This window comes from Dongia sp. P2_B8 (genome assembly GCF_056404715.1).
The window spans coordinates 1-17,390 of the sequence record NZ_JBFUDM010000003.1 but is presented as its reverse complement, the minus strand read 5'-3'; the positions used below and the strand labels follow the sequence as shown (position 1 = coordinate 17,390).

Annotated in this window: 30 protein-coding genes; all 30 read right to left on the bottom strand. The window is 61.0% G+C overall.

From position 1 onward, the window contains the following. Positions 1–34: 34 nt before the first annotated feature. Positions 35–1,384, bottom strand: coding sequence for a replication-associated recombination protein A (locus AC1DWZ_RS07740; RefSeq protein WP_477168302.1), 1,350 nt, complete (start codon positions 1,382–1,384; stop codon positions 35–37). A 15-nt stretch (positions 1,385–1,399) separates the two neighbouring features. After that, positions 1,400–2,803 (bottom strand): Do family serine endopeptidase, encoded by a 1,404-nt coding sequence (locus AC1DWZ_RS07735; protein ID WP_477168301.1) that lies wholly within the window; start codon positions 2,801–2,803, stop codon positions 1,400–1,402. 111 nt (positions 2,804–2,914) lie between these two features. Next, positions 2,915–3,340: a 50S ribosomal protein L17 gene (gene rplQ, locus AC1DWZ_RS07730; RefSeq protein ID WP_477168300.1), complete on the bottom strand. Its 426-nt coding sequence runs from the start codon at positions 3,338–3,340 to the stop codon at positions 2,915–2,917. Positions 3,341–3,513: 173 nt separating this feature from the next. Beyond that, positions 3,514–4,527 (bottom strand): DNA-directed RNA polymerase subunit alpha, encoded by a 1,014-nt coding sequence (locus AC1DWZ_RS07725; protein ID WP_477168299.1) that lies wholly within the window; start codon positions 4,525–4,527, stop codon positions 3,514–3,516. Positions 4,528–4,694: 167 nt separating this feature from the next. Next, positions 4,695–5,099: a 30S ribosomal protein S11 gene (gene rpsK, locus AC1DWZ_RS07720; protein ID WP_477168298.1), complete on the bottom strand. Its 405-nt coding sequence runs from the start codon at positions 5,097–5,099 to the stop codon at positions 4,695–4,697. 60 nt (positions 5,100–5,159) lie between these two features. After that, the gene (gene rpsM, locus AC1DWZ_RS07715; protein WP_477168297.1) at positions 5,160–5,537 is read right to left on the bottom strand and encodes a 30S ribosomal protein S13; all 378 of its coding nucleotides are present in this window, start codon (positions 5,535–5,537) and stop codon (positions 5,160–5,162) included. A gap of 163 nt (positions 5,538–5,700) precedes the next feature. Beyond that, positions 5,701–6,357, bottom strand: a complete 657-nt coding sequence (locus AC1DWZ_RS07710; protein WP_477168296.1) for an adenylate kinase — start codon at positions 6,355–6,357, stop codon at positions 5,701–5,703. Then, on the bottom strand, positions 6,354–7,703 hold the full coding sequence (secY, locus tag AC1DWZ_RS07705) for a preprotein translocase subunit SecY (RefSeq protein WP_477168295.1): 1,350 nt from the start codon (positions 7,701–7,703) through the stop codon (positions 6,354–6,356). The genes AC1DWZ_RS07710 and secY overlap by 4 nt, the downstream gene beginning before the upstream one ends. Before the next feature lie 122 nt (positions 7,704–7,825). Beyond that, on the bottom strand, positions 7,826–8,317 hold the full coding sequence (rplO, locus tag AC1DWZ_RS07700; RefSeq protein ID WP_477168294.1) for a 50S ribosomal protein L15: 492 nt from the start codon (positions 8,315–8,317) through the stop codon (positions 7,826–7,828). A gap of 11 nt (positions 8,318–8,328) precedes the next feature. After that, entirely contained in the window at positions 8,329–8,514 is a 186-nt protein-coding gene (gene rpmD, locus AC1DWZ_RS07695) for a 50S ribosomal protein L30 (RefSeq protein ID WP_477168293.1), read from the bottom strand. A 26-nt stretch (positions 8,515–8,540) separates the two neighbouring features. Further along, positions 8,541–9,110: a 30S ribosomal protein S5 gene (rpsE, locus tag AC1DWZ_RS07690; protein WP_477168292.1), complete on the bottom strand. Its 570-nt coding sequence runs from the start codon at positions 9,108–9,110 to the stop codon at positions 8,541–8,543. A gap of 18 nt (positions 9,111–9,128) precedes the next feature. Then, entirely contained in the window at positions 9,129–9,491 is a 363-nt protein-coding gene (gene rplR / locus AC1DWZ_RS07685; RefSeq protein ID WP_477168291.1) for a 50S ribosomal protein L18, read from the bottom strand. A gap of 9 nt (positions 9,492–9,500) precedes the next feature. Beyond that, positions 9,501–10,034: a 50S ribosomal protein L6 gene (gene rplF / locus AC1DWZ_RS07680; protein WP_477168290.1), complete on the bottom strand. Its 534-nt coding sequence runs from the start codon at positions 10,032–10,034 to the stop codon at positions 9,501–9,503. Between the two features lie 18 nt (positions 10,035–10,052). Then, positions 10,053–10,442 (bottom strand): 30S ribosomal protein S8, encoded by a 390-nt coding sequence (gene rpsH, locus AC1DWZ_RS07675; protein WP_298681941.1) that lies wholly within the window; start codon positions 10,440–10,442, stop codon positions 10,053–10,055. A gap of 10 nt (positions 10,443–10,452) precedes the next feature. Beyond that, a complete protein-coding gene (rpsN, locus tag AC1DWZ_RS07670) occupies positions 10,453–10,758 on the bottom strand; it encodes a 30S ribosomal protein S14 (RefSeq protein WP_477168289.1) in 306 nt (101 codons plus the stop codon). 20 nt (positions 10,759–10,778) lie between these two features. Beyond that, the gene (rplE, locus tag AC1DWZ_RS07665; protein ID WP_477168288.1) at positions 10,779–11,321 is read right to left on the bottom strand and encodes a 50S ribosomal protein L5; all 543 of its coding nucleotides are present in this window, start codon (positions 11,319–11,321) and stop codon (positions 10,779–10,781) included. Positions 11,322–11,335: 14 nt separating this feature from the next. After that, positions 11,336–11,653: a 50S ribosomal protein L24 gene (gene rplX, locus AC1DWZ_RS07660; protein WP_477169483.1), complete on the bottom strand. Its 318-nt coding sequence runs from the start codon at positions 11,651–11,653 to the stop codon at positions 11,336–11,338. A 22-nt stretch (positions 11,654–11,675) separates the two neighbouring features. Beyond that, positions 11,676–12,044: a 50S ribosomal protein L14 gene (rplN, locus tag AC1DWZ_RS07655; protein ID WP_320502893.1), complete on the bottom strand. Its 369-nt coding sequence runs from the start codon at positions 12,042–12,044 to the stop codon at positions 11,676–11,678. Between the two features lie 38 nt (positions 12,045–12,082). Next, on the bottom strand, positions 12,083–12,328 hold the full coding sequence (gene rpsQ / locus AC1DWZ_RS07650; protein ID WP_303980474.1) for a 30S ribosomal protein S17: 246 nt from the start codon (positions 12,326–12,328) through the stop codon (positions 12,083–12,085). A 21-nt stretch (positions 12,329–12,349) separates the two neighbouring features. Further along, the gene (gene rpmC / locus AC1DWZ_RS07645) at positions 12,350–12,553 is read right to left on the bottom strand and encodes a 50S ribosomal protein L29 (protein WP_477168287.1); all 204 of its coding nucleotides are present in this window, start codon (positions 12,551–12,553) and stop codon (positions 12,350–12,352) included. 18 nt (positions 12,554–12,571) lie between these two features. Next, positions 12,572–12,988, bottom strand: a complete 417-nt coding sequence (rplP, locus tag AC1DWZ_RS07640; protein WP_477168286.1) for a 50S ribosomal protein L16 — start codon at positions 12,986–12,988, stop codon at positions 12,572–12,574. A gap of 36 nt (positions 12,989–13,024) precedes the next feature. Further along, positions 13,025–13,705, bottom strand: coding sequence for a 30S ribosomal protein S3 (rpsC, locus tag AC1DWZ_RS07635; protein ID WP_477168285.1), 681 nt, complete (start codon positions 13,703–13,705; stop codon positions 13,025–13,027). After that, positions 13,705–14,094 carry a 50S ribosomal protein L22 gene (gene rplV / locus AC1DWZ_RS07630; protein WP_477168284.1) on the bottom strand — a complete coding sequence of 130 codons (390 nt, stop codon included), beginning with the start codon at positions 14,092–14,094 and terminating at the stop codon, positions 13,705–13,707. Before rplV ends, rpsC begins: the two co-directional genes overlap by 1 nt. 2 nt (positions 14,095–14,096) lie before the next feature. Further along, positions 14,097–14,375 carry a 30S ribosomal protein S19 gene (gene rpsS / locus AC1DWZ_RS07625; protein WP_298681950.1) on the bottom strand — a complete coding sequence of 93 codons (279 nt, stop codon included), beginning with the start codon at positions 14,373–14,375 and terminating at the stop codon, positions 14,097–14,099. 15 nt (positions 14,376–14,390) lie between these two features. After that, positions 14,391–15,215, bottom strand: a complete 825-nt coding sequence (gene rplB / locus AC1DWZ_RS07620) for a 50S ribosomal protein L2 (RefSeq protein WP_477168283.1) — start codon at positions 15,213–15,215, stop codon at positions 14,391–14,393. Between the two features lie 3 nt (positions 15,216–15,218). Continuing rightward, entirely contained in the window at positions 15,219–15,533 is a 315-nt protein-coding gene (locus tag AC1DWZ_RS07615; RefSeq protein WP_298681965.1) for a 50S ribosomal protein L23, read from the bottom strand. A 14-nt stretch (positions 15,534–15,547) separates the two neighbouring features. Beyond that, positions 15,548–16,177, bottom strand: coding sequence for a 50S ribosomal protein L4 (rplD, locus tag AC1DWZ_RS07610; RefSeq protein WP_477169482.1), 630 nt, complete (start codon positions 16,175–16,177; stop codon positions 15,548–15,550). An 11-nt stretch (positions 16,178–16,188) separates the two neighbouring features. After that, entirely contained in the window at positions 16,189–16,881 is a 693-nt protein-coding gene (gene rplC / locus AC1DWZ_RS07605) for a 50S ribosomal protein L3 (protein ID WP_477168282.1), read from the bottom strand. A gap of 14 nt (positions 16,882–16,895) precedes the next feature. Further along, the gene (gene rpsJ, locus AC1DWZ_RS07600) at positions 16,896–17,210 is read right to left on the bottom strand and encodes a 30S ribosomal protein S10 (RefSeq protein ID WP_298681953.1); all 315 of its coding nucleotides are present in this window, start codon (positions 17,208–17,210) and stop codon (positions 16,896–16,898) included. Between the two features lie 27 nt (positions 17,211–17,237). Then, positions 17,238–17,390: EF-Tu C-terminal domain-related protein (locus AC1DWZ_RS07595; RefSeq protein WP_477169481.1), on the bottom strand; the 153-nt coding region annotated here is incomplete at its 5' end.

Sequence of the window (17,390 nt, the reverse complement as noted above, 5' to 3'; positions counted from 1 at the left end):
GACTACACCGGACGGTCTAGGTGTGGTTCAACGTTCAAGCATCGTTCTCGTCTTCGGGCTTGTCGGCAGCGGGCCTGTCTATTGGGGTCTTGGGACGCTGCTGCCGCTTGGCACGCAGCTTGTCCCAATAGTCCTGGCGCTTGACCAGCTCGCGCTCAAAGCCGCGTTCGACCGGCTGATAGAAGCGTTCGCGCCGCATGCCATCAGGAAAGTAATTCTGACCTGAAAAACCATCCTCGGCATCGTGATCATAGGCATAGCCTGCGGAATAGCCGAGTTGCTGCATCAACTTTGTGGGCGCGTTGAGGATGTGCTTGGGCGGCATCAGGGAGCCATGCAGCTTGGCCGCCTTGCGCACGGCATTATAGGCCCGGTAGGCGGCGTTCGATTTAGGCGCGGTGCCCAGATAGATGACGGCCTGGGCGATCGCCAATTCGCCTTCCGGCGAGCCCAACCGCTTATAGGTGTCCCAGGCAGCAAGTGCCTGCGTCAGCGCCTGTGGATCGGCCAAGCCGATATCCTCGGCTGCAAAGCGCACCAGCCGGCGGGCGATATAGAGCGGGTCCTCGCCACCGTCCAGCATGCGGGCGAACCAATAGAGCGCTGCATCGGTGTCAGAACCCCGCAGGGATTTATGGAGCGCTGAGATGAGGTTGTAATGCCCCTCCTGCGCCTTGTCGTAGAGAGGAGCACGGCGCTGGACCGCTTGGCCGAGGCCTGCCGGGTCGAGCAGCACATCGGGCGGCAGGCGGAAGAGTTCCTCGGCGAGGTTGAGGAGATAGCGGCCATCGCCATCGGCCATATCGAGGAGCACTGCACGCGCCTGCTCATCGAGCGGCAGGCGGTAGCCCATGAGACCTTCGGCGCGGGCCAGCAGCAATTCCTCGGCCGCGACATCGAGCCGATTGAGCACGAAGACCTGCGAACGTGACAACAAGGCAGCGTTCAATTCGAAGGAGGGATTTTCCGTGGTGGCGCCCACCAGCACGATGGTACCGTCTTCGACATAAGGCAGGAAGCCATCCTGCTGGGCGCGGTTGAAGCGATGGATTTCGTCGATGAAGAGGAGGGTTCCCTGCCCCATGCGGCGGCGATCGCGGGCTGCCTCGAACACTTTGCGCAGATCGGCAACGCCGGAGAAGACCGCCGAGAGCAACTCAAAATGCAGCGAGACACCATCGGCCAGCAACTTCGCGAGTGTGGTCTTGCCACAACCCGGTGGGCCCCACAGGATCATCGACGAGACCTGACCAGCCGCCAGCATGCGCGAGATCGGTCCGTTGGGACCGATGAGATGATCCTGGCCGACGATGTCGCCCAGCTTTTGCGGGCGCAGTCGGTCAGCGAGCGGTCGCGGTGCCTGTGATTCGAAGAGCCCGCTCACGACCGCCTCCTCATGCTAGTCGAGATCGAACGTTTTGGTCTGACCACCGCGATTGATGGTGATCGCCCAAGGTGCCGAGGTTCCATTCATCGTCGCTGCGAGACCGGCAGCGGACTCGATCGCCTGGTCGTTGATCTTCACGATGAGGTCGCCGGCTTCAAACCCGACCCGGTCGGCGATGCTGCCGCGCTTGATCTTGGCGATGGCAACACCTTCCCAGGCACCGATGTTGAGATCGTCGCTGGTCGCCGGTGACAGATCGACCACCAGGGCGCCGGACAGCGGCTGACGGCCATCCAGCAAGGTTTCATGCGGCGCCGGATCATCGGGCGGTGCGATGAGGTTGACCGGCAGATCAAGCGGTTCATTCTTGCGCAGCACATTGAGCGTCGCCGATTTGCCGACCGGCAAGGTGGCGAGACGGAAACGCAGGCCTTCCGGATCCTCGACTTCGCGGCCATTGACGCCAACGATGATGTCGCCGGCTTTGATGCCCGCCTGTTCGGCCGGACCCTTGGCGTAGAGCTGCTGCACCACCACGCCGAAGGGGCGCGACAGGCCCAGGCTCTTGGCGATATCGGAGGTAACAGCCTCGCCGGCGGCGCCGATCCAGGGCCGCACCAGCTTGCCGCCGGCCCCCTCGGCAGCGACCACGGCCGCCACCATGTTGGCGGGGATGGCAAAGCCGATGCCGACCGAACCACCGGTCTTGGAGAAGATCGCGGTCGGAATACCGATCAGTTTCCCGTCCATGCCGATGAGCGCGCCACCGGAATTGCCGGGGTTGATGGCAGCGTCGGTCTGGATGAAATAGCCGAAATCGCCGATGCCGGTATTGGTGCGCGCGACGCCTGAGACAATGCCGGAAGTCACGGTCTGGCCGACACCGAACGGATTGCCGATCGCCAGCACCAGATCGCCCACCTCAAGCTCGTCGGAATCGCGCAAGGAGAGGGTCGGCAGCGCTTCGCCTTTGGTGTCGACTTTCAGCAAGGCGAGATCGAGCCGTTCTTCGGCAGCAATCACCTTGGCTTCAAACTCTCGCTTGTCGCTGAGCACGACGCGGATCTGGTCTGCGCCCTCGATGACATGGTTGTTGGTGACGATAAGGCCGTCGGTCTGCACGATAACGCCCGAGCCCAGAGCGCCCTGCACCCGCTCCTTGGGCTGACCCAGTTTGAGCTGGTCGCCGAAGAACTGGCGAAAGAAAGGATCGTCGAAGAAGGGCGAGGCAGCCCGTTCCTTGACCACCGTGCGGGTATAGATGCTGACGACGGCAGGTGCTGCCGCCTTTACCAGCGGGGCAAAGGTGAGATCGATCTGTGCCTTGCTGGTCGGCACCGTGTCGTCAGCCTTGGCTGGCGCAAGGACCGGGGCGATCGTCAGAAGAGCTATGAGGGCGGCACAGATTGGCTTCATGGCAAGATCCGATTTCCTGGCGGTCAGTTCCATCGATCAACAGATGATAGCAAAAAGGGCGGCCGACAAGGCCGCCCTTCGCATTTCCGTGGCCGTAGCCGCGCCCGCAGCTTACGCCGCGGCGTCCTCGGTAGCACCGGCATTCTGCTTCGGCCCCGAATCCTGGCCCTTGGCGGCGAGGTCGCGATCAACGAATTCGATCACAGCCATCGGCGCCATGTCGCCATGACGGAAGCCAGCCTTCAGCACGCGGGTGTAACCGCCAGCGCGGGTCTTGTAGCGGGTGGCCAGAACCGTCATGAGCTTTTCGACAAGCGCTTCGTTCTGCAGCTGGGCGATCAACAGGCGACGGTTGGCGAGGCCACCCTTCTTACCCTTGGTCACCAAGCCTTCGACGATCGGGCGCAAGTCCTTGGCTTTCGGTAGCGTGGTGGTGATCTGCTCGTGCTTAATCAGCGCCTGAGACAGATTCATAAACAGCGCCTTGCGGTGGCTGCTGGTGCGGTTGAGCTTACGGCCCTTAATACCATGACGCATTGTCGTGCTCCTTCAGTCTGGCCTGCGACTTGATGCCGGCGATTATCTCGGCGGCGGTCGTAGATCCGATGGCAATCCCAAATCCGGCGCAAGAATGCATCTCAGGCTCGGCAGGGGCGGGTCACCATGACCCGACATGGATCGGCACACGCCGATCCATGCCTATCTCAAAATCAATACGGCTCGTCGAGACGGCGGGCCAGATCCTCGATGTTCTCTGGCGGCCAGTTCGGGATTTCCATGCCGAGATGGAGACCCATCTGCGCCAGGACTTCCTTGATCTCGTTCAAAGACTTGCGGCCGAAGTTCGGCGTGCGGAGCATTTCTGCTTCGGTCTTCTGCACCAGATCGCCGATATAGACGATGTTGTCGTTCTTCAGGCAGTTCGCCGAACGGACCGAGAGCTCGAGCTCGTCGACCTTCCGAAGCAGGTTGCGGTTGAACGGCGGCTCGGAGGTCGCGACTTCGGCAACAGCCGCCGTCGGCTCTTCGAAATTGATGAACAGCTGCAGCTGGTCCTGGAGAATGCGCGCGGCAATGGCCAGCGAATCTTCCGGGGTCACGGCGCCGTTGGTTTCGATCGTCAGCGACAGGCGGTCATAATCGGTGACCTGGCCTACGCGGCTGTTGTCGATCTTGTAGGAGACTTTCTTCACCGGCGAGAAGATGGCATCGACCGGGATGAGGCCGATCGGCGCGTCTTCGGGACGGTTGTTGGAGGCGGGCACATAACCCTTGCCGGCTTCGACGGTGAATTCCATCGACAGGTTGGCACCCTGATCGAGCGTGCACAGCACCAGATCCGGATTGAGGATCTCGATGTCGTGACCGACTTCGATCTGGCCAGCCTTCACTTCGCCGGGGCCCTGGGCCTTCAGGCGCATGCGCTTCGGACCATCGCCACCCATGCGCAGCGCGATCTGCTTCACGTTGAGGACGATATCGGTCACGTCTTCACGAACGCCGGGAATCGAGCTGAACTCGTGGAGCACACCGTCGACATGGATCGCGGTCACGGCAGCGCCCTGCAGCGAGGAGAGCAGCACACGACGCAACGCATTGCCGAGCGTCAGGCCAAAGCCGCGCTCAAGCGGTTCCATCACCAGGGTGCCGCCACGCTTGGCATCGGTACCCGCGTCGAACTTCTTGTTCGGCTTAATCAACTCGGTCCAGTTTTTCTGAATCACGGCATTCGTCCTTTCATAGCCGGCCGACAACCATTCTGTCGTTGCGGTCCGGAGATCCGATTTGGCCTAAAGCAAGGCTGGGGTCTTAAAACGCGTGTGGCGGGAAGCATTGCTTCCCGCGCACGTCGCCTCTGGATCCGGCAAAACGTGCCGGAGCCGAATTCTGATCAGACGCGGCGACGCTTCGGCGGGCGGCAGCCGTTATGCGGGATCGGCGTCACGTCGCGGATCGAGGTGATGGTGAAGCCGGCGGCCTGCAAGGCGCGCAGCGCGCTTTCACGGCCCGAACCCGGACCCTTCACTTCGACTTCGAGCGTCTTCACGCCATGTTCCATCGCCTTCTTGGAGGCCGCGTCGGCGGCAACCTGGGCGGCATACGGGGTCGACTTGCGCGAACCCTTGAAACCGGAGGCGCCGGACGAAGCCCAGGCGACAGTGTTGCCCTGATCATCGGTGATCGTGATCATGGTGTTGTTGAAGCTCGCATTCACATGGGCGATGCCCGACGTGATGTTCTTGCGTTCGCGCTTACGTACGCGGGCGCCGGGTGCGGCTGCTGCAGCTTTCGCCATTTTTTCGTCCGTTCCTTGAGCAAAATGCAGCGGCCAATGAGCGGCCGCGGCACATCAAAATTACTTCGTCGCCTGCTTCTTGCCGGCGATCGCAACGGCCTTGCCCTTGCGGGTACGGGCGTTGGTATGAGTGCGCTGACCATGAACCGGCAGGCCCTTGCGATGGCGCAGGCCGCGATAGCAACCGAGATCCATCAGACGCTTAATGTTGATGGCAACCTGGCGGCGCAAATCGCCCTCGACCATGTAATCCTGGTCGATGGTTTCACGAATCTTACCGACTTCGGCGTCGGTCAGCTGATGCACACGACGTTCGGCCGGAATGCCGACCTTCGTGCAGATCTCGCTGGCCTTCTTCGGACCAATGCCAGTGATGTAGGTCAACGCGATGACCACCCGCTTTTGCGTCGGAATGTTCACGCCAGCAATACGCGCCACGTCGGCTCTCCTTAAATCATGCGATAAACGCAAGTCGAAACGCCCGAAAACCCTGGGTTCGCCGGGGGTGTCGAGAAGGCGCGCATTATATGGCGAAATGCCCGCCCGTCAACCTCTGGTCCGCCTTTCCAGCGATTCCAGATTTTCGCTTTAAATCAAAGCCTTAGGCTTTGATTTTCGTTAACACTTGCTCGATCGCTTTGGTGACTTCATCAAGATCTGCCATGCCGTCCACCTGATGCAGCAGTCCTTTGCCCTTGTAATAGGGCAGAATCGGAGCTGTCTGCTGGCGATAGGCGACCAGCCTGGCCTTTACCGTTTCGGCATTGTCGTCCTTGCGTCGGGTGAAGTCTTTCCCCCCGCAGGAATCGCACACGCCGGCGACTTTCGGTTTCTGGAAAACGTCGTGATAGCCGGCACCGCATTTGGCGCAGGCATAGCGGCCGGAGATGCGCTCAACCAGCGCTGCCTCATCCACCGCGAGTTCAATGACGCCATCGATCTTGGCGTTGTGCTTTGAGAGCATCGAATCGAGAGCCGTCGCCTGGCCTTCGGTGCGCGGAAAACCGTCAAGGACGAAGCCGTCCTTGCAGTCCGGCTGCTCGATGCGCTTTTCGATCATGCTGATGACGATGGCGTCCGGCATCAGCTGGCCGGCATCCATCACCTGCTTGGCCTGTGCGCCCAAAGCAGAACCCGATGCAACCTCGGCGCGGAGCATATCTCCGGTCGAGAGCTGGATCAGGTGATGTCGGTCGAACAGTCGCTTTGCTTGTGTACCCTTGCCCGCCCCCGGCGGCCCCAGCAGGATCAATTTCATCCGCGCCGCCCCTTCAGCTTGGACTTCTTCAACAGGCCTTCATACTGATGCGCCAGCAGATGCGAATGGATCTGCGCCACTGTGTCCATGGTCACCGAGACCACGATCAGCAAGCTGGTGCCGCCGAAATAGAACGGCATGGCATAGTTGGCGATGAGAATTTCCGGCAGCGCGCAGATGACGGCAAGGTAGGCCGCACCAATCACAGTCAGGCGCGTCAGCACGTAATCGAAATAGTCCGACGTGTTCTTGCCCGGCCGGATGCCCGGCAGGAAGCCGCCATGTTTCTTCAGATTCTCAGCGGTGTCGTCCGGGTTGAAGACGATCGCGGTGTAGAAGAAGGCGAAGAAGACGATCAGCGCGATATAGGACACGATATAAAGCGGCTTGCCGTGGCCGAAATAGGCCATCGCTTCCTGCAGCCAACCCGGCGTATCGGCGCCCGTGCCATAGAAGCCAGCGACGGTCAGCGGCAGCAGCAGGATCGACGAGGCGAAGATCGGCGGAATGACGCCCGACGCATTGAGCTTCATCGGCAGATGCGAGGATTCGCCGCCGAACATCCGATTGCCGACCTGGCGCTTAGGATATTGCACAATGAGGCGCCGCTGAGCACGCTCGAAGAACACGATGCCCGTGATGGCCGCCACGGCAACGACGGCAAAGAGGAGCACGGTAAAGCCCGAAATCGACCCGGCCCAAAGCTGCTCGAGGAGCTGGCCGAGCGACGTCGGCAGACGCGAGACGATGCCTGCGAAAATAATGAGTGAAATGCCGTTGCCGATGCCGCGCGCGGTGATCTGTTCGCCCAGCCACATCAGGAAGAGGGTGCCACCGGTGAGCGTCACCACGGTCACGAAGACGAACATCATGCCCGGGTTGATGACGGCGCCGCCAGAAGGACCAGCCATGCTCTGAAGGCCATTGGCCATGCCGAAAGCCTGCACCATGGCCAGGATGACCGTGCCATAGCGGGTATATTGATTGATCTTCTTGCGACCGGCGTCGCCTTCTTTCTTCCAGGCTTCAAGCTGCGGCGAGACACTGGTCAGCAGCTGCATGATGATGGAAGCAGAGATGTACGGCATGATGCCGAGGGCAAACACGGTCATGCGGCTGATGGCGCCACCAGCGAACATGTCGACCATGCCGAGAACGCCGCCCGAATGCTGCGAGAAAATCGCGGCAAAGGCCGCCGAATCGATACCCGGCAGCGGGATATAGGCGCCGATGCGGGCGACGATCAGGGCGCCCAGCGTGAACCAGATGCGCGCCTTGAGCTCTTCGGCCTTGGCGAAGGCACCGAAATTGATATTGGCGGCAAGTTGTTCAGCAGCGGAGGCCATCAGTTACCCTTCGGCGCGTCGGTGCAACATTAACGCTATCGCGTTGGTGCGGTGTTAACGCTATTTAGTGATCAGGCCCCCGCATTGCATCGGGGGCCTGATTATTTTTGAGCCGCCGTAACTTACGCCGCGGCGCCTTCGACCTTGGGCTTCTTGGGGGCCTTTACGACCACCGTACCGCCTGCCTTCTCCACCGCTTCGATGGCTGCCTTGGAGGCACCGACGACCGTGATGTTGAGCTTGGTCTTGAGTTCGCCCTTGGCCAGCAGACGGACACCGTCGCGGACCCGGCCGATGAGACCGGCGGCCTTCAGTACCTTGCCGTTGACCGGCTTCGTGGCGTCAAGACGCTTGGCATCGATTGCATCCTGCAATGCGCCAAGGTTCACGACCGCGAAGTCGAGACGGAAAATGTTGTTAAAGCCACGCTTCGGCAAGCGCCGATAGAGCGGCATCTGACCGCCTTCGAAGCCATTGATCGAGACGCCCGAACGCGCGGTCTGGCCCTTGCCACCCTTGCCCGAGGTCTTGCCTTTGGTCGAACCGATACCGCGGCCGACACGGATGCGCTTCTTGCGGGCACCCGGATTGTCTGAAAGCTCATGCAGCTTCATGGAACTGTTCCTTACTTCACCGGCTCGATCAGCAGCAGATGCTGAACCTTGGCGATCATGCCGCGGATCGACGGCGTATCGTCGACTTCACGCGAGCGGTTGATCTTGTTAAGACCGAGGGCCTTCAGCGTATCCTGCTGATCGGCGCGGCGGCCGATGCTGCTACCGGTCTGCGTGATTTTGACTTTGCCAGCCATGTTCTAAACTCCCTTGCCCGACGCGCTTATTCGCGCGCTTCGGCGGCGGCATCCTTGCGGCCAATCACGTCGCTCACCTTCTTGCCGCGGCGAGCAGCCACGGAACGGGGCGAGGAGCAATGATTGAGCGCGTCGAAAGCGGCGCGGATCATGTTGTGCGGGTTGGACGTGCCGACCGACTTCGCCACGACGTCATTGACGCCCAGGGCTTCGAAGATCGCACGAACCGGACCGCCGGCGATGATGCCGGTACCGGCATCGGCAGCGCGCAGCACAACGCGGCCGGCGCCGTAATGGCCGGTCACATCATGATGCAATGTGCGGCCTTCGCGGAGCGCCACACGGATCATGCCGCGCTTGGCATGTTCAGTGGCCTTGCGGATGGCTTCCGGCACTTCACGTGCCTTGCCGGCGCCGTGGCCGACGCGGCCCTTGCCGTCACCGACGACAACGATCGCAGCAAAACCAAAGCGCTTACCGCCCTTTACCACCTTTGCAACGCGGTTGATCCCGACGAGCTTTTCGATGAGCTCGACCTCGGTCTCCCGATCACGGCGCTCGCGGTCACGGCGCTCGCTCTTTGCTGGTTTGGCCATAGTCTTGAGGTCCCTTCCTTAGAACGCCAGCCCGGCTTCGCGGGCAGCGTCGGCCAGGGCCTTGACCCGACCGTGGTAAATGTAACCGCCGCGATCAAAGACCACTTCTTTGATGCCCTTGGAGACGGCGCGTTCAGCAATGAGTTTCCCCACAGCCTTGGCGGCATCGATATTGGCACCGGTCTTGATCTTGCCCTTCAGTTCCTTGTCCACCGTCGACGCGGCAGCAAGCGTGTTGCCGTTAACGTCGTCGATGATCTGAACGTAGATATGCAGGCTCGAACGGAACACCGACAAACGCGGGCGCCCGATCGACTTATTCCGGAGCGAGGTCCGGACGCGCGCCCTGCGGCGCTCGAAAAGTTCTTTCGTTTTCGACATGTCCAGCCCTTACTTCTTCTTGCCTTCCTTACGCAGGATGGTCTCGGTCGAGTACTTGATACCCTTGCCCTTGTAGGGCTCAGGCGCACGATAGCTGCGAATCTCCGCAGCAACTTGACCAACCGTCTGCTTGTCGAACCCGCTAATCGAGATCGACGTCGGCTTATCGCATTTCACCGTGATGCCTTCCGGAATCGGATAGCTCACGTCGTGGCTGTAGCCGAGATTGAGTTGCAGGTTCTTGCCCTGGACGGCAGCACGGTAACCGGTGCCGTTGATCTCGAGAATCTTGGTGAAGCCTTTGGAGACGCCTTCGACCATGTTCTTGAGATTGGCGCGGGTAGCGCCCCAGCTCATACGAGCCTGTTTCGTTTCGGTGATGGGTTTCACCCACACCTTGTCGCCATCCACTTTCACTTCGACATGGGACGAGATCGGCAGTTTCAACGAGCCGAGCTTGCCCTTCACCGTGGCCAGGCCACCGGCGAGATCGACGCTGACGCCTTGCGGCAGGGCGACGGGATTTTTACCAACGCGAGACATGACTTCGGTTCTCCTCGCTTAGAACACGCGGCACAGCACTTCGCCGCCCACGTTCTGGGTACGCGCTTCGCTGTCCGAGAGGACGCCACGGGGCGTCGACAGGATGGAGATGCCGAGGCCGTTATAGTAGCGCGGCAGGTCGGAGATCTTCGAGTACACCCGACGACCGGGTTTGGACACGCGGGCGATCTCCTGAATCACGGGCTGACCCTCGTGATACTTGAGCTCGACCGTGATCTCGCCGCCGGGCTTCGTGCCATCGACGCTGAAATTGCGGATATAACCTTCACGCTTCAGAACTTCGAGCACATTGGCGCGAAGACGTGAAGAAGGACTGGTCACTGCCGACATCCGGGCCTTCTGGCCGTTGCGGATGCGCGTCAGGAGATCTCCCAAGGGATCGTTCATCTCTTGCTCCTTACCAGCTCGACTTGACCATGCCAGGAATCTGGCCGGTCGAAGCGAGCTCGCGCAACGCAATGCGCGACAGCTTAAATTTGCGATAGGTGGCGCGCGGACGGCCGGTGAGTTCGCAACGATTGCGGATGCGGACCTTCGACGAGTTGCGCGGCAGTTCAGCGAGCTTCAGGCGCGCGGCAAAGCGCTCTTCCATCGGCAACGCTTCGTTATCGGCAACCGCCTTCAGGCGCGCACGACGCGCAGCGAACTGCTTCGTCATCTTCTCGCGCTTCTTGTTCTTCTGAACGGAGCTAGTCTTAGCCATGTCTTTTCCTCCGGCCCGGCTTAATTGATGAAGGGCATTTGAAAGCCCTTCAGCAACGCCTTGGCCTCAGCATCGGTCTTGGCGGTTGTGACGATAATGATGTCCATACCACGCACCGCATCGACCTTGTCGTAGTCGATCTCGGGGAACACCAGCTGCTCCTTGAGGCCCAGGGCATAGTTGCCACGGCCGTCGAAGCTGTCGCCCTTCACGCCGCGGAAATCGCGGACACGCGGCAAGGCGATGGTGATCAGGCGGTCCAGGAATTCGTACATCTTGGCCCGGCGCAGGGTGACCTTGGTGCCGATCGACATGCCTTCGCGCAGCTTGTAGACCGCGATCGATTTGCGAGCCTTCGTCACCACCGGCTTCTGGCCGGCGATGGCGGTGAGCTCGTCAACCGCAACGTTGATCTTCTTGCTGTCGGCCGTGGCTTCGCCAACACCCATGTTGATGACGATCTTCTCGATCTTCGGGCACTGGTGGACGTTCTCGTACGAGAACTCCTTCATCAGGGCCGGACGAACGACGGTTTCAAAATGCTCATGCAAGCGGGTACGCATCTGTCCTCGCTCCCTCAATCAATCTTTTCGCCGGAACGACGAGCCACGCGAACCTTCGCGTCGCCTTCGATCCGGTAGCCGATACGCGTCGGCTTCTGCGTCTTGGGGTCGATGTGGGCGATATTGGAGACGTGAATGGTTGCCTCCTTCTCAATGATCCCACCCGGCGTCTGCATGGACTGCTTCTGGTGATGCTTTGCCATGTTGACGCCGCGCACCTTGACGCGGTTTGCAGCGGGCTGGACCTCGATGATCTCGCCGGTCTTGCCCTTGTCGCGACCGGTGATCACAACCACCTTGTCGCCCTTTTTCACTTTAAGCTTTGTTGCCATTTTCAGCACCTTGCCTCTTCGCTCACAACACTTCGGGAGCGAGCGAGATGATCTTCATGAACTTCTTGCCACGGAGCTCGCGAGTCACCGGGCCGAAGATGCGGGTGCCGATAGGCTCACCCTGCTTGTTGATCAACACCGCAGCGTTGCGGTCGAAGCGAATGGCGCTGCCATCGGCGCGGCGAATTTCCTTGGCGGTGCGCACGATGACGGCGCGATGGACATCGCCCTTCTTCACCTTGCCGCGCGGAATGGCTTCCTTAATCGACACGACGATAACGTCGCCGACTTCGGCTGTGCGGCGGTGTGAGCCACCCAGCACCTTGATGCACTGCACCCTGCGCGCGCCTGAGTTGTCGGCGACATCCAGGTTCGTCTGCATCTGGATCATGGTTCAGATCCTCTCGTTACAATTACGCTAGTTAACAGTTAAGCCTGGGCGGTGGCAGCGTCGACCACTTCCCAATGCTTGGTCTTCGACAAGGGACGGCATTCGCGGATGAACACCACGTCGCCAACCTTGCACTTGTTCTCAGCGTCGTGCGCAGCATAGCGCTTCGAACGACGGATGATCTTCTTATAGACCGGGTGCATGACGCGACGCTCGACCAATACTGTGATGGTCTTGTCGGTCTTGTCACTGACCACGGTGCCTTGCAGAACGCGCTTGGGCATTCTCTCTCTCCTACTTCCCGCTTAGGCCGAGGCCTTCGACTGCACCTTCTGGCGCAGCGAAGTCTCAATGCGGGCGATGTCACGCCGAACGACGCGCACGCGCGCGGTGTTTTCAAGCTGCCCCGACGCGCGCTGGAAGCGCAGGTTGAAGGCCTCTTTCTTCAAGGTAACGAGGTCAGCCTTGAGCTGGTCCTCGGTCTTCAGGCTAACGTCTTTCGCCTTCATGATCGGGTTCCTCGTTTCTTATTCTTCGCCGAGACGGCCCACGAGGCGCGTCTTGATCGGCAATTTGGCAGCGGCGAGGGTAAACGCCTCTTCCGCGAGTTGGCGCTGAACGCCGTCGATCTCGAACATGATGCGACCCGGCTTCACACGGCACATCCAGAATTCCGGCGTACCCTTGCCCGAGCCCATGCGGACTTCGGCAGGCTTGCGGCTGACCGGCACATCCGGGAACACCCGGATCCACACCTTGCCGACGCGCTTCATGTGACGCGTGATGGCGCGGCGGGCCGCTTCGATCTGCCGCGCCGTGATACGGCCCGGTTCCATCGCCTTCATGCCGAAGGCGCCGAAATCGAGCGTGTAGCCACCCTTGGCATCGCCCTTGATCCGACCCTTATGGGCCTTACGGAACTTTGTACGTTTAGGAGAAAGCATCGTCCTATTCCCTATCGCTCAACCAAGGCCAAAGCCTTAGCGCGCCGGCGCCTGATGTTCCATGGACCGCTTGTCCATGGCCATCGGGTCGTGGCCCATGATCTCGCCCTTGAAGACCCAAACCTTGACACCGCAGGTGCCATAGGTGGTCTTCGCCGTACCTTCACCGAAATCGATCTCGGCGCGGAGCGTGTGCAGCGGCACGCGACCTTCGCGATACCATTCCAGACGCGCGATTTCCGCGCCACCCAAACGGCCCGAGCAGTTGATCCGGATGCCCAAGGCACCCAAACGCATCGCCGACTGCACCGCACGCTTCATGGCGCGGCGGAAGGCAACACGGCGCTCGAGCTGCTGCGCGATGTTATCGGCGATCAGCTTGGCGTCAATTTCCGGCTTGCGGATTTCGATGATGTTGAGGCTCACTTCCGAGCCCGTCATCTTCGAGAGTTCGCTGCGCAGCTTTTCGATGTCGGCGCCCTTCTTGCCGATCACCACACCCGGACGCGCCGTGTGAATGGTGACACGGGCCTTCTTGGCCGGACGTTCGATCACGATACGGGCGACACCGGCCTGGTTGAGGCGCTCGGTCAGGTACTTCTTCAGCCGCAGATCCTCATGGAGGAGCTGGGCATAGTCCTTATCGGCGAACCAGCGCGAATCCCAGGTGCGGTTGATACCGACGCGCAGCCCGATCGGGTTGACTTTCTGACCCATTACTTTGCCTCCTCGGCTTCGACGCGCTCGCGCACGACGACCGTCAGGTTGCTCCAGAGCTTCACGACCTTCACGCCACGACCGCGGGCGCGGGCATGGAAACGCTTCAGGCGGAAGCTGTTGCCGACATAGGCTTCGGCGACGAACAGGCGATCGACGTCGAGCGAATGGTTGTTTTCCGCGTTGGCGATCGCCGCCTGCAGCACCTTGCGCACGTCCTGGGCCGCACGCTTCTTGGAGAAGGTGAGGGCCGCCAGGGCCGGCTGGGCGTCGAGGCCACGGATCATCTGGGCGACGAGGTTCAACTTACGCGGCGTCGTCTGAACGACGGAGGCCACGGCTTTCGCCTCGGTTTCCTTGAGCACGCGGGCTTTCTTCTGCTTGCTCATCGTTAGGCCCTCTTCGCCTTCTTGTCGGCGGCATGACCGTGGAAGGTCCGGCTCGGCGAGAACTCGCCGAACTTGTGGCCGATCATGTTCTCGGTGACGAGAACCGGCAGGAACTTCTGGCCGTTATAGACGCCAAAGGTGAGGCCGACGAACTGCGGCAGGATGGTCGAACGGCGTGACCAGGTCTTGATCACTTCGTTGCGGCCCGAAGCACGCGACGTCTCTGCCTTCTTCAGCAGATAGCCGTCGATGAACGGACCTTTCCATACGGAGCGAGCCATTTTCTGTCGCCCTCCTTATTTCTTCGCTGCGTGACGGCGGCGCAGAATCTGGCCATCCGTCTTCTTGTTGTGACGGGTCTTCTTGCCTTTGGTCGGCTTGCCCCAGGGAGTTACCCAGGCGCGGCCACCATTGGTACGACCGCCGTGCGGATGGTCGACCGGGTTCATCACGATACCGCGCGTGGTCGGACGGTAGCCCAAGTGACGGGCGCGGCCGGCCTTGCCGATCGAGGTGTTCTGCTGGTCCGGATTGGAGACCGCACCGATCGTCGCCATGCATTCGGCTTTGACCATGCGGACTTCGCCAGAGGGCATACGCAGCAGCGCATTGCCCTGGTCGCGGCCCACGAGCTGCAGGAAAGTACCAGCGGAACGGGCCATCTGGCCGCCCTTGCCGGGCTTCAGCTCGACATTGTGGATGATGGTGCCGACCGGGATCGAGCGCAGCGGCATGGCATTGCCCGGCTTCACGTCGACGCGATCGCCAGAGACGACCTGGTCGCCAGCCTTCAGGCGCTGCGGCGCCAGAATGTAGGCGAGCTCGCCGTCGCTGTACTTCACCAGCGCGATGAAGGCCGTGCGGTTCGGATCGTATTCCAAACGCTCGATCGTTCCCACCACGTCGAACTTGCGACGCTGGAAATCGATCAGGCGATAGCGGCGCTTATGGCCACCACCGGTGCGGAAGGCCGTGATGCGACCGCGATTGTTGCGTCCACCGGACTTCTTCAGGCCCTCGGTCAAAGCTTTGACCGGATCGCCCTTGTGCAGTTCGCTGCGGTCCACGAGGACCAGCTGGCGGCGACCCGCGGAAGTCGGCTTGAATGTCTTCAAAGCCATGGCTTAGATCCCCGTCGTCACGTCGATCTTGTGGCCCTCGGCGAGGGTCACGATCGCTTTCTTGAAATCCGGACGCTTGCCCGAACGGCCGCGCCACAGCTTGGTCTTGCCTTCGACACGGATCGTGTTGACGGCATCGACCTTCACCTTGAAGACGCCTTCGACTGCAGCCTTGATCTCCGGCTTGCTGGCATCGAGCGGCACCTTGAAGGTGACCTGATTATGTTCCGAACCCATAGTCGACTTTTCAGTCACATGGGGACGGCGAATCATCTCTAGCATCGCTGCTTCGGAGAGCTTCACCTTCGGTGTAACCATCTTCCGTGCGCGGCTCATTTCAAGCGCTCCACCAGATGTTGCACAGCGTCCTTGGTCAGAACCAAGGTGTCGCGGCGCAGGATGTCGTAAACGTTGGCACCCTGCTGCGGCAGCACATCCACATTGGGAATGTTGCGCGCGGCGCGGGCGAAACCTTCGGTGACCGCCGGGCCTTCGATGAGAAGAACCGACTTCCAGCCCAGGGCTTCGAACTTCTTGACCACGTCCTTGGTCTTGGCGTCGGTGCCGACGCCGTCGAGGACGATGAGCTTGCCTTCCTTGACCTTGGAAGAAAGCGCCGTCTTCAGGCCCAAAGCCCGGAACTTCTTCGGCAGATCATGCTCATGGCTGCGCACGACCGGGCCGAAAATCGTCGCACCACCGCGGAACTGCGGCGAGCGCAGCGAACCCTGACGGGCGCGACCCGTGCCCTTCTGGGCATAGGGCTTCTTGGTGGTACCGGAAATGTCGCCGATTTCCTTGGTCTTGTGATTGCCGGAGCGGCGCTTGGCGAGCTGCCAATTGACCACGCGGGCGAGGATGTCCTTGCGCACAGGGCGAGCAAAGATGTCGTTGAACGTGGCGTCGTCCAACTCGATCTCGCCTTGCGGCTTGTTGTTGATGTCGATGACCTTGAGCTTCATGATTTCCTCGCTCACTCAGCCGCTTCGGCTTTTGCCTTGAGGGCGGCCGGGAACGGCGCATCCTTCGGCAAAGTGCGCTTCACGGCGTCTTTGATAAGGACATAGGAGCCCTCGTGGCCCGGAACATTGCCCTTCACCATGACGATGCCGAGCGCCGGATCAGTACCGACGACCTTCAGATTCTGCGTGGTGACACGCTCGTCACCCAGGTGGCCGGCCATCTTCTTGCCTTTGAAGGTACGGCCCGGATCCTGACGCTGACCGGTCGAACCGAGGCTACGGTGCGAGACCGAGACGCCGTGGGTCGCACGCAGACCGCCGAAGTTCCAGCGCTTCATGCCGCCGGCAAAACCCTTGCCGATGGTGGTGCCGGTGACATCGACGAACTGGCCGGTCACGAAATGATCAGCCGACAGTTCGGCGCCGACTTCGAGCAGCGCATCCTTGTCGACGCGGAATTCCGCGATCTTCTTCTTCGGCTCGACCTTCGCCTTGGCGAAATGGCCACGCTGGGCCTTCGAGACGTTCTTCACTTTCGCTTTGTCGAGACCGAGCTGCACGGCGTTATAGCCGTTCTGCTCTTCGGTCCGAACCGCGATGACTTGACAACCAGCGACCTTCAACAAGGTCACGGGCACGTGCGCGCCATCTTCGGCGAAGACGCGGGTCATGCCCAGCTTCTGGGCGATGAGGCCGGTTCGCATAGGTGCCCCTCCTCTTAATTCTTCAACTTGATCTCGACATCCACGCCGGCGGCGAGGTCGAGCTTCATCAGCGCGTCCACCGTCTGCGGGGTCGGATCAACGATGTCCAGGAGCCGCTTGTGTGTGCGGATCTCGAACTGTTCGCGGCTCTTCTTATCGACGTGCGGCGAACGGTTAACGGTGAAGCGTTCGATGCGCGTCGGCAGCGGGATCGGCCCACGAACCTGTGCGCCGGTGCGCTTCGCCGTGCTGACGATCTCGTTGGTCGACTGATCGAGCACACGATGATCGAACGCCTTCAGGCGGATGCGGATATTCTGGCTTTCCATCTTCTGGATCCTTCGGCCTTGCAGCCCTTACTCGACGATCTTGGCGACGACGCCGGCGCCGACGGTGCGACCGCCTTCGCGGATGGCGAAGCGCAGACCTTCATCCATGGCGATCGGGGCGATCAGGTTGACCACCATCGCGATGTTGTCGCCGGGCATCACCTCACCATTTCGGTGCCT

Coding starts and splice junctions, on each gene's coding strand:
- rplV (WP_477168284.1), bottom strand. CDS start 14,094: ATGAGCAAGCAGAAGAAAGCCCGCGTGCTCAAGGAAACCGAGGCGAAA.
- rplQ (WP_477168300.1), bottom strand. CDS start 3,340: ATGCGTCATGGTATTAAGGGCCGTAAGCTCAACCGCACCAGCAGCCAC.
- AC1DWZ_RS07615 (WP_298681965.1), bottom strand. CDS start 15,533: ATGGTTACACCGAAGGTGAAGCTCTCCGAAGCAGCGATGCTAGAGATG.
- rpmD (WP_477168293.1), bottom strand. CDS start 8,514: ATGGCTGGCAAAGTCAAAATCACGCAGACCGGTAGCAGCATCGGCCGC.
- rplX (WP_477169483.1), bottom strand. CDS start 11,653: ATGGCAACAAAGCTTAAAGTGAAAAAGGGCGACAAGGTGGTTGTGATC.
- rpsN (WP_477168289.1), bottom strand. CDS start 10,758: ATGGCTAAGACTAGCTCCGTTCAGAAGAACAAGAAGCGCGAGAAGATG.
- rplC (WP_477168282.1), bottom strand. CDS start 16,881: ATGCGAACCGGCCTCATCGCCCAGAAGCTGGGCATGACCCGCGTCTTC.
- rpsC (WP_477168285.1), bottom strand. CDS start 13,705: ATGGGTCAGAAAGTCAACCCGATCGGGCTGCGCGTCGGTATCAACCGC.
- rpsQ (WP_303980474.1), bottom strand. CDS start 12,328: ATGCCCAAGCGCGTTCTGCAAGGCACCGTGGTCAGTGACAAGACCGAC.
- rplR (WP_477168291.1), bottom strand. CDS start 9,491: ATGTCGAAAACGAAAGAACTTTTCGAGCGCCGCAGGGCGCGCGTCCGG.
- rpsJ (WP_298681953.1), bottom strand. CDS start 17,210: ATGGAAAGCCAGAATATCCGCATCCGCCTGAAGGCGTTCGATCATCGT.
- rplP (WP_477168286.1), bottom strand. CDS start 12,988: ATGCTTTCTCCTAAACGTACAAAGTTCCGTAAGGCCCATAAGGGTCGG.
- AC1DWZ_RS07735 (WP_477168301.1), bottom strand. CDS start 2,803: ATGAAGCCAATCTGTGCCGCCCTCATAGCTCTTCTGACGATCGCCCCG.
- rpmC (WP_477168287.1), bottom strand. CDS start 12,553: ATGAAGGCGAAAGACGTTAGCCTGAAGACCGAGGACCAGCTCAAGGCT.
- AC1DWZ_RS07710 (WP_477168296.1), bottom strand. CDS start 6,357: ATGAAATTGATCCTGCTGGGGCCGCCGGGGGCGGGCAAGGGTACACAA.
- rpsE (WP_477168292.1), bottom strand. CDS start 9,110: ATGGCCAAACCAGCAAAGAGCGAGCGCCGTGACCGCGAGCGCCGTGAT.
- rpsH (WP_298681941.1), bottom strand. CDS start 10,442: ATGAACGATCCCTTGGGAGATCTCCTGACGCGCATCCGCAACGGCCAG.
- secY (WP_477168295.1), bottom strand. CDS start 7,703: ATGGCCTCCGCTGCTGAACAACTTGCCGCCAATATCAATTTCGGTGCC.
- rplO (WP_477168294.1), bottom strand. CDS start 8,317: ATGAAGCTGCATGAGCTTTCAGACAATCCGGGTGCCCGCAAGAAGCGC.
- rplF (WP_477168290.1), bottom strand. CDS start 10,034: ATGTCTCGCGTTGGTAAAAATCCCGTCGCCCTGCCGCAAGGCGTCAGC.
- rplE (WP_477168288.1), bottom strand. CDS start 11,321: ATGCGTACCCGCTTGCATGAGCATTTTGAAACCGTCGTTCGTCCGGCC.
- rplB (WP_477168283.1), bottom strand. CDS start 15,215: ATGGCTTTGAAGACATTCAAGCCGACTTCCGCGGGTCGCCGCCAGCTG.
- rpsS (WP_298681950.1), bottom strand. CDS start 14,375: ATGGCTCGCTCCGTATGGAAAGGTCCGTTCATCGACGGCTATCTGCTG.
- rplD (WP_477169482.1), bottom strand. CDS start 16,177: ATGAAGCTCAAGGTCATCGACATCAACAACAAGCCGCAAGGCGAGATC.
- rplN (WP_320502893.1), bottom strand. CDS start 12,044: ATGATCCAGATGCAGACGAACCTGGATGTCGCCGACAACTCAGGCGCG.
- rpsK (WP_477168298.1), bottom strand. CDS start 5,099: ATGGCGAAAGCTGCAGCAGCCGCACCCGGCGCCCGCGTACGTAAGCGC.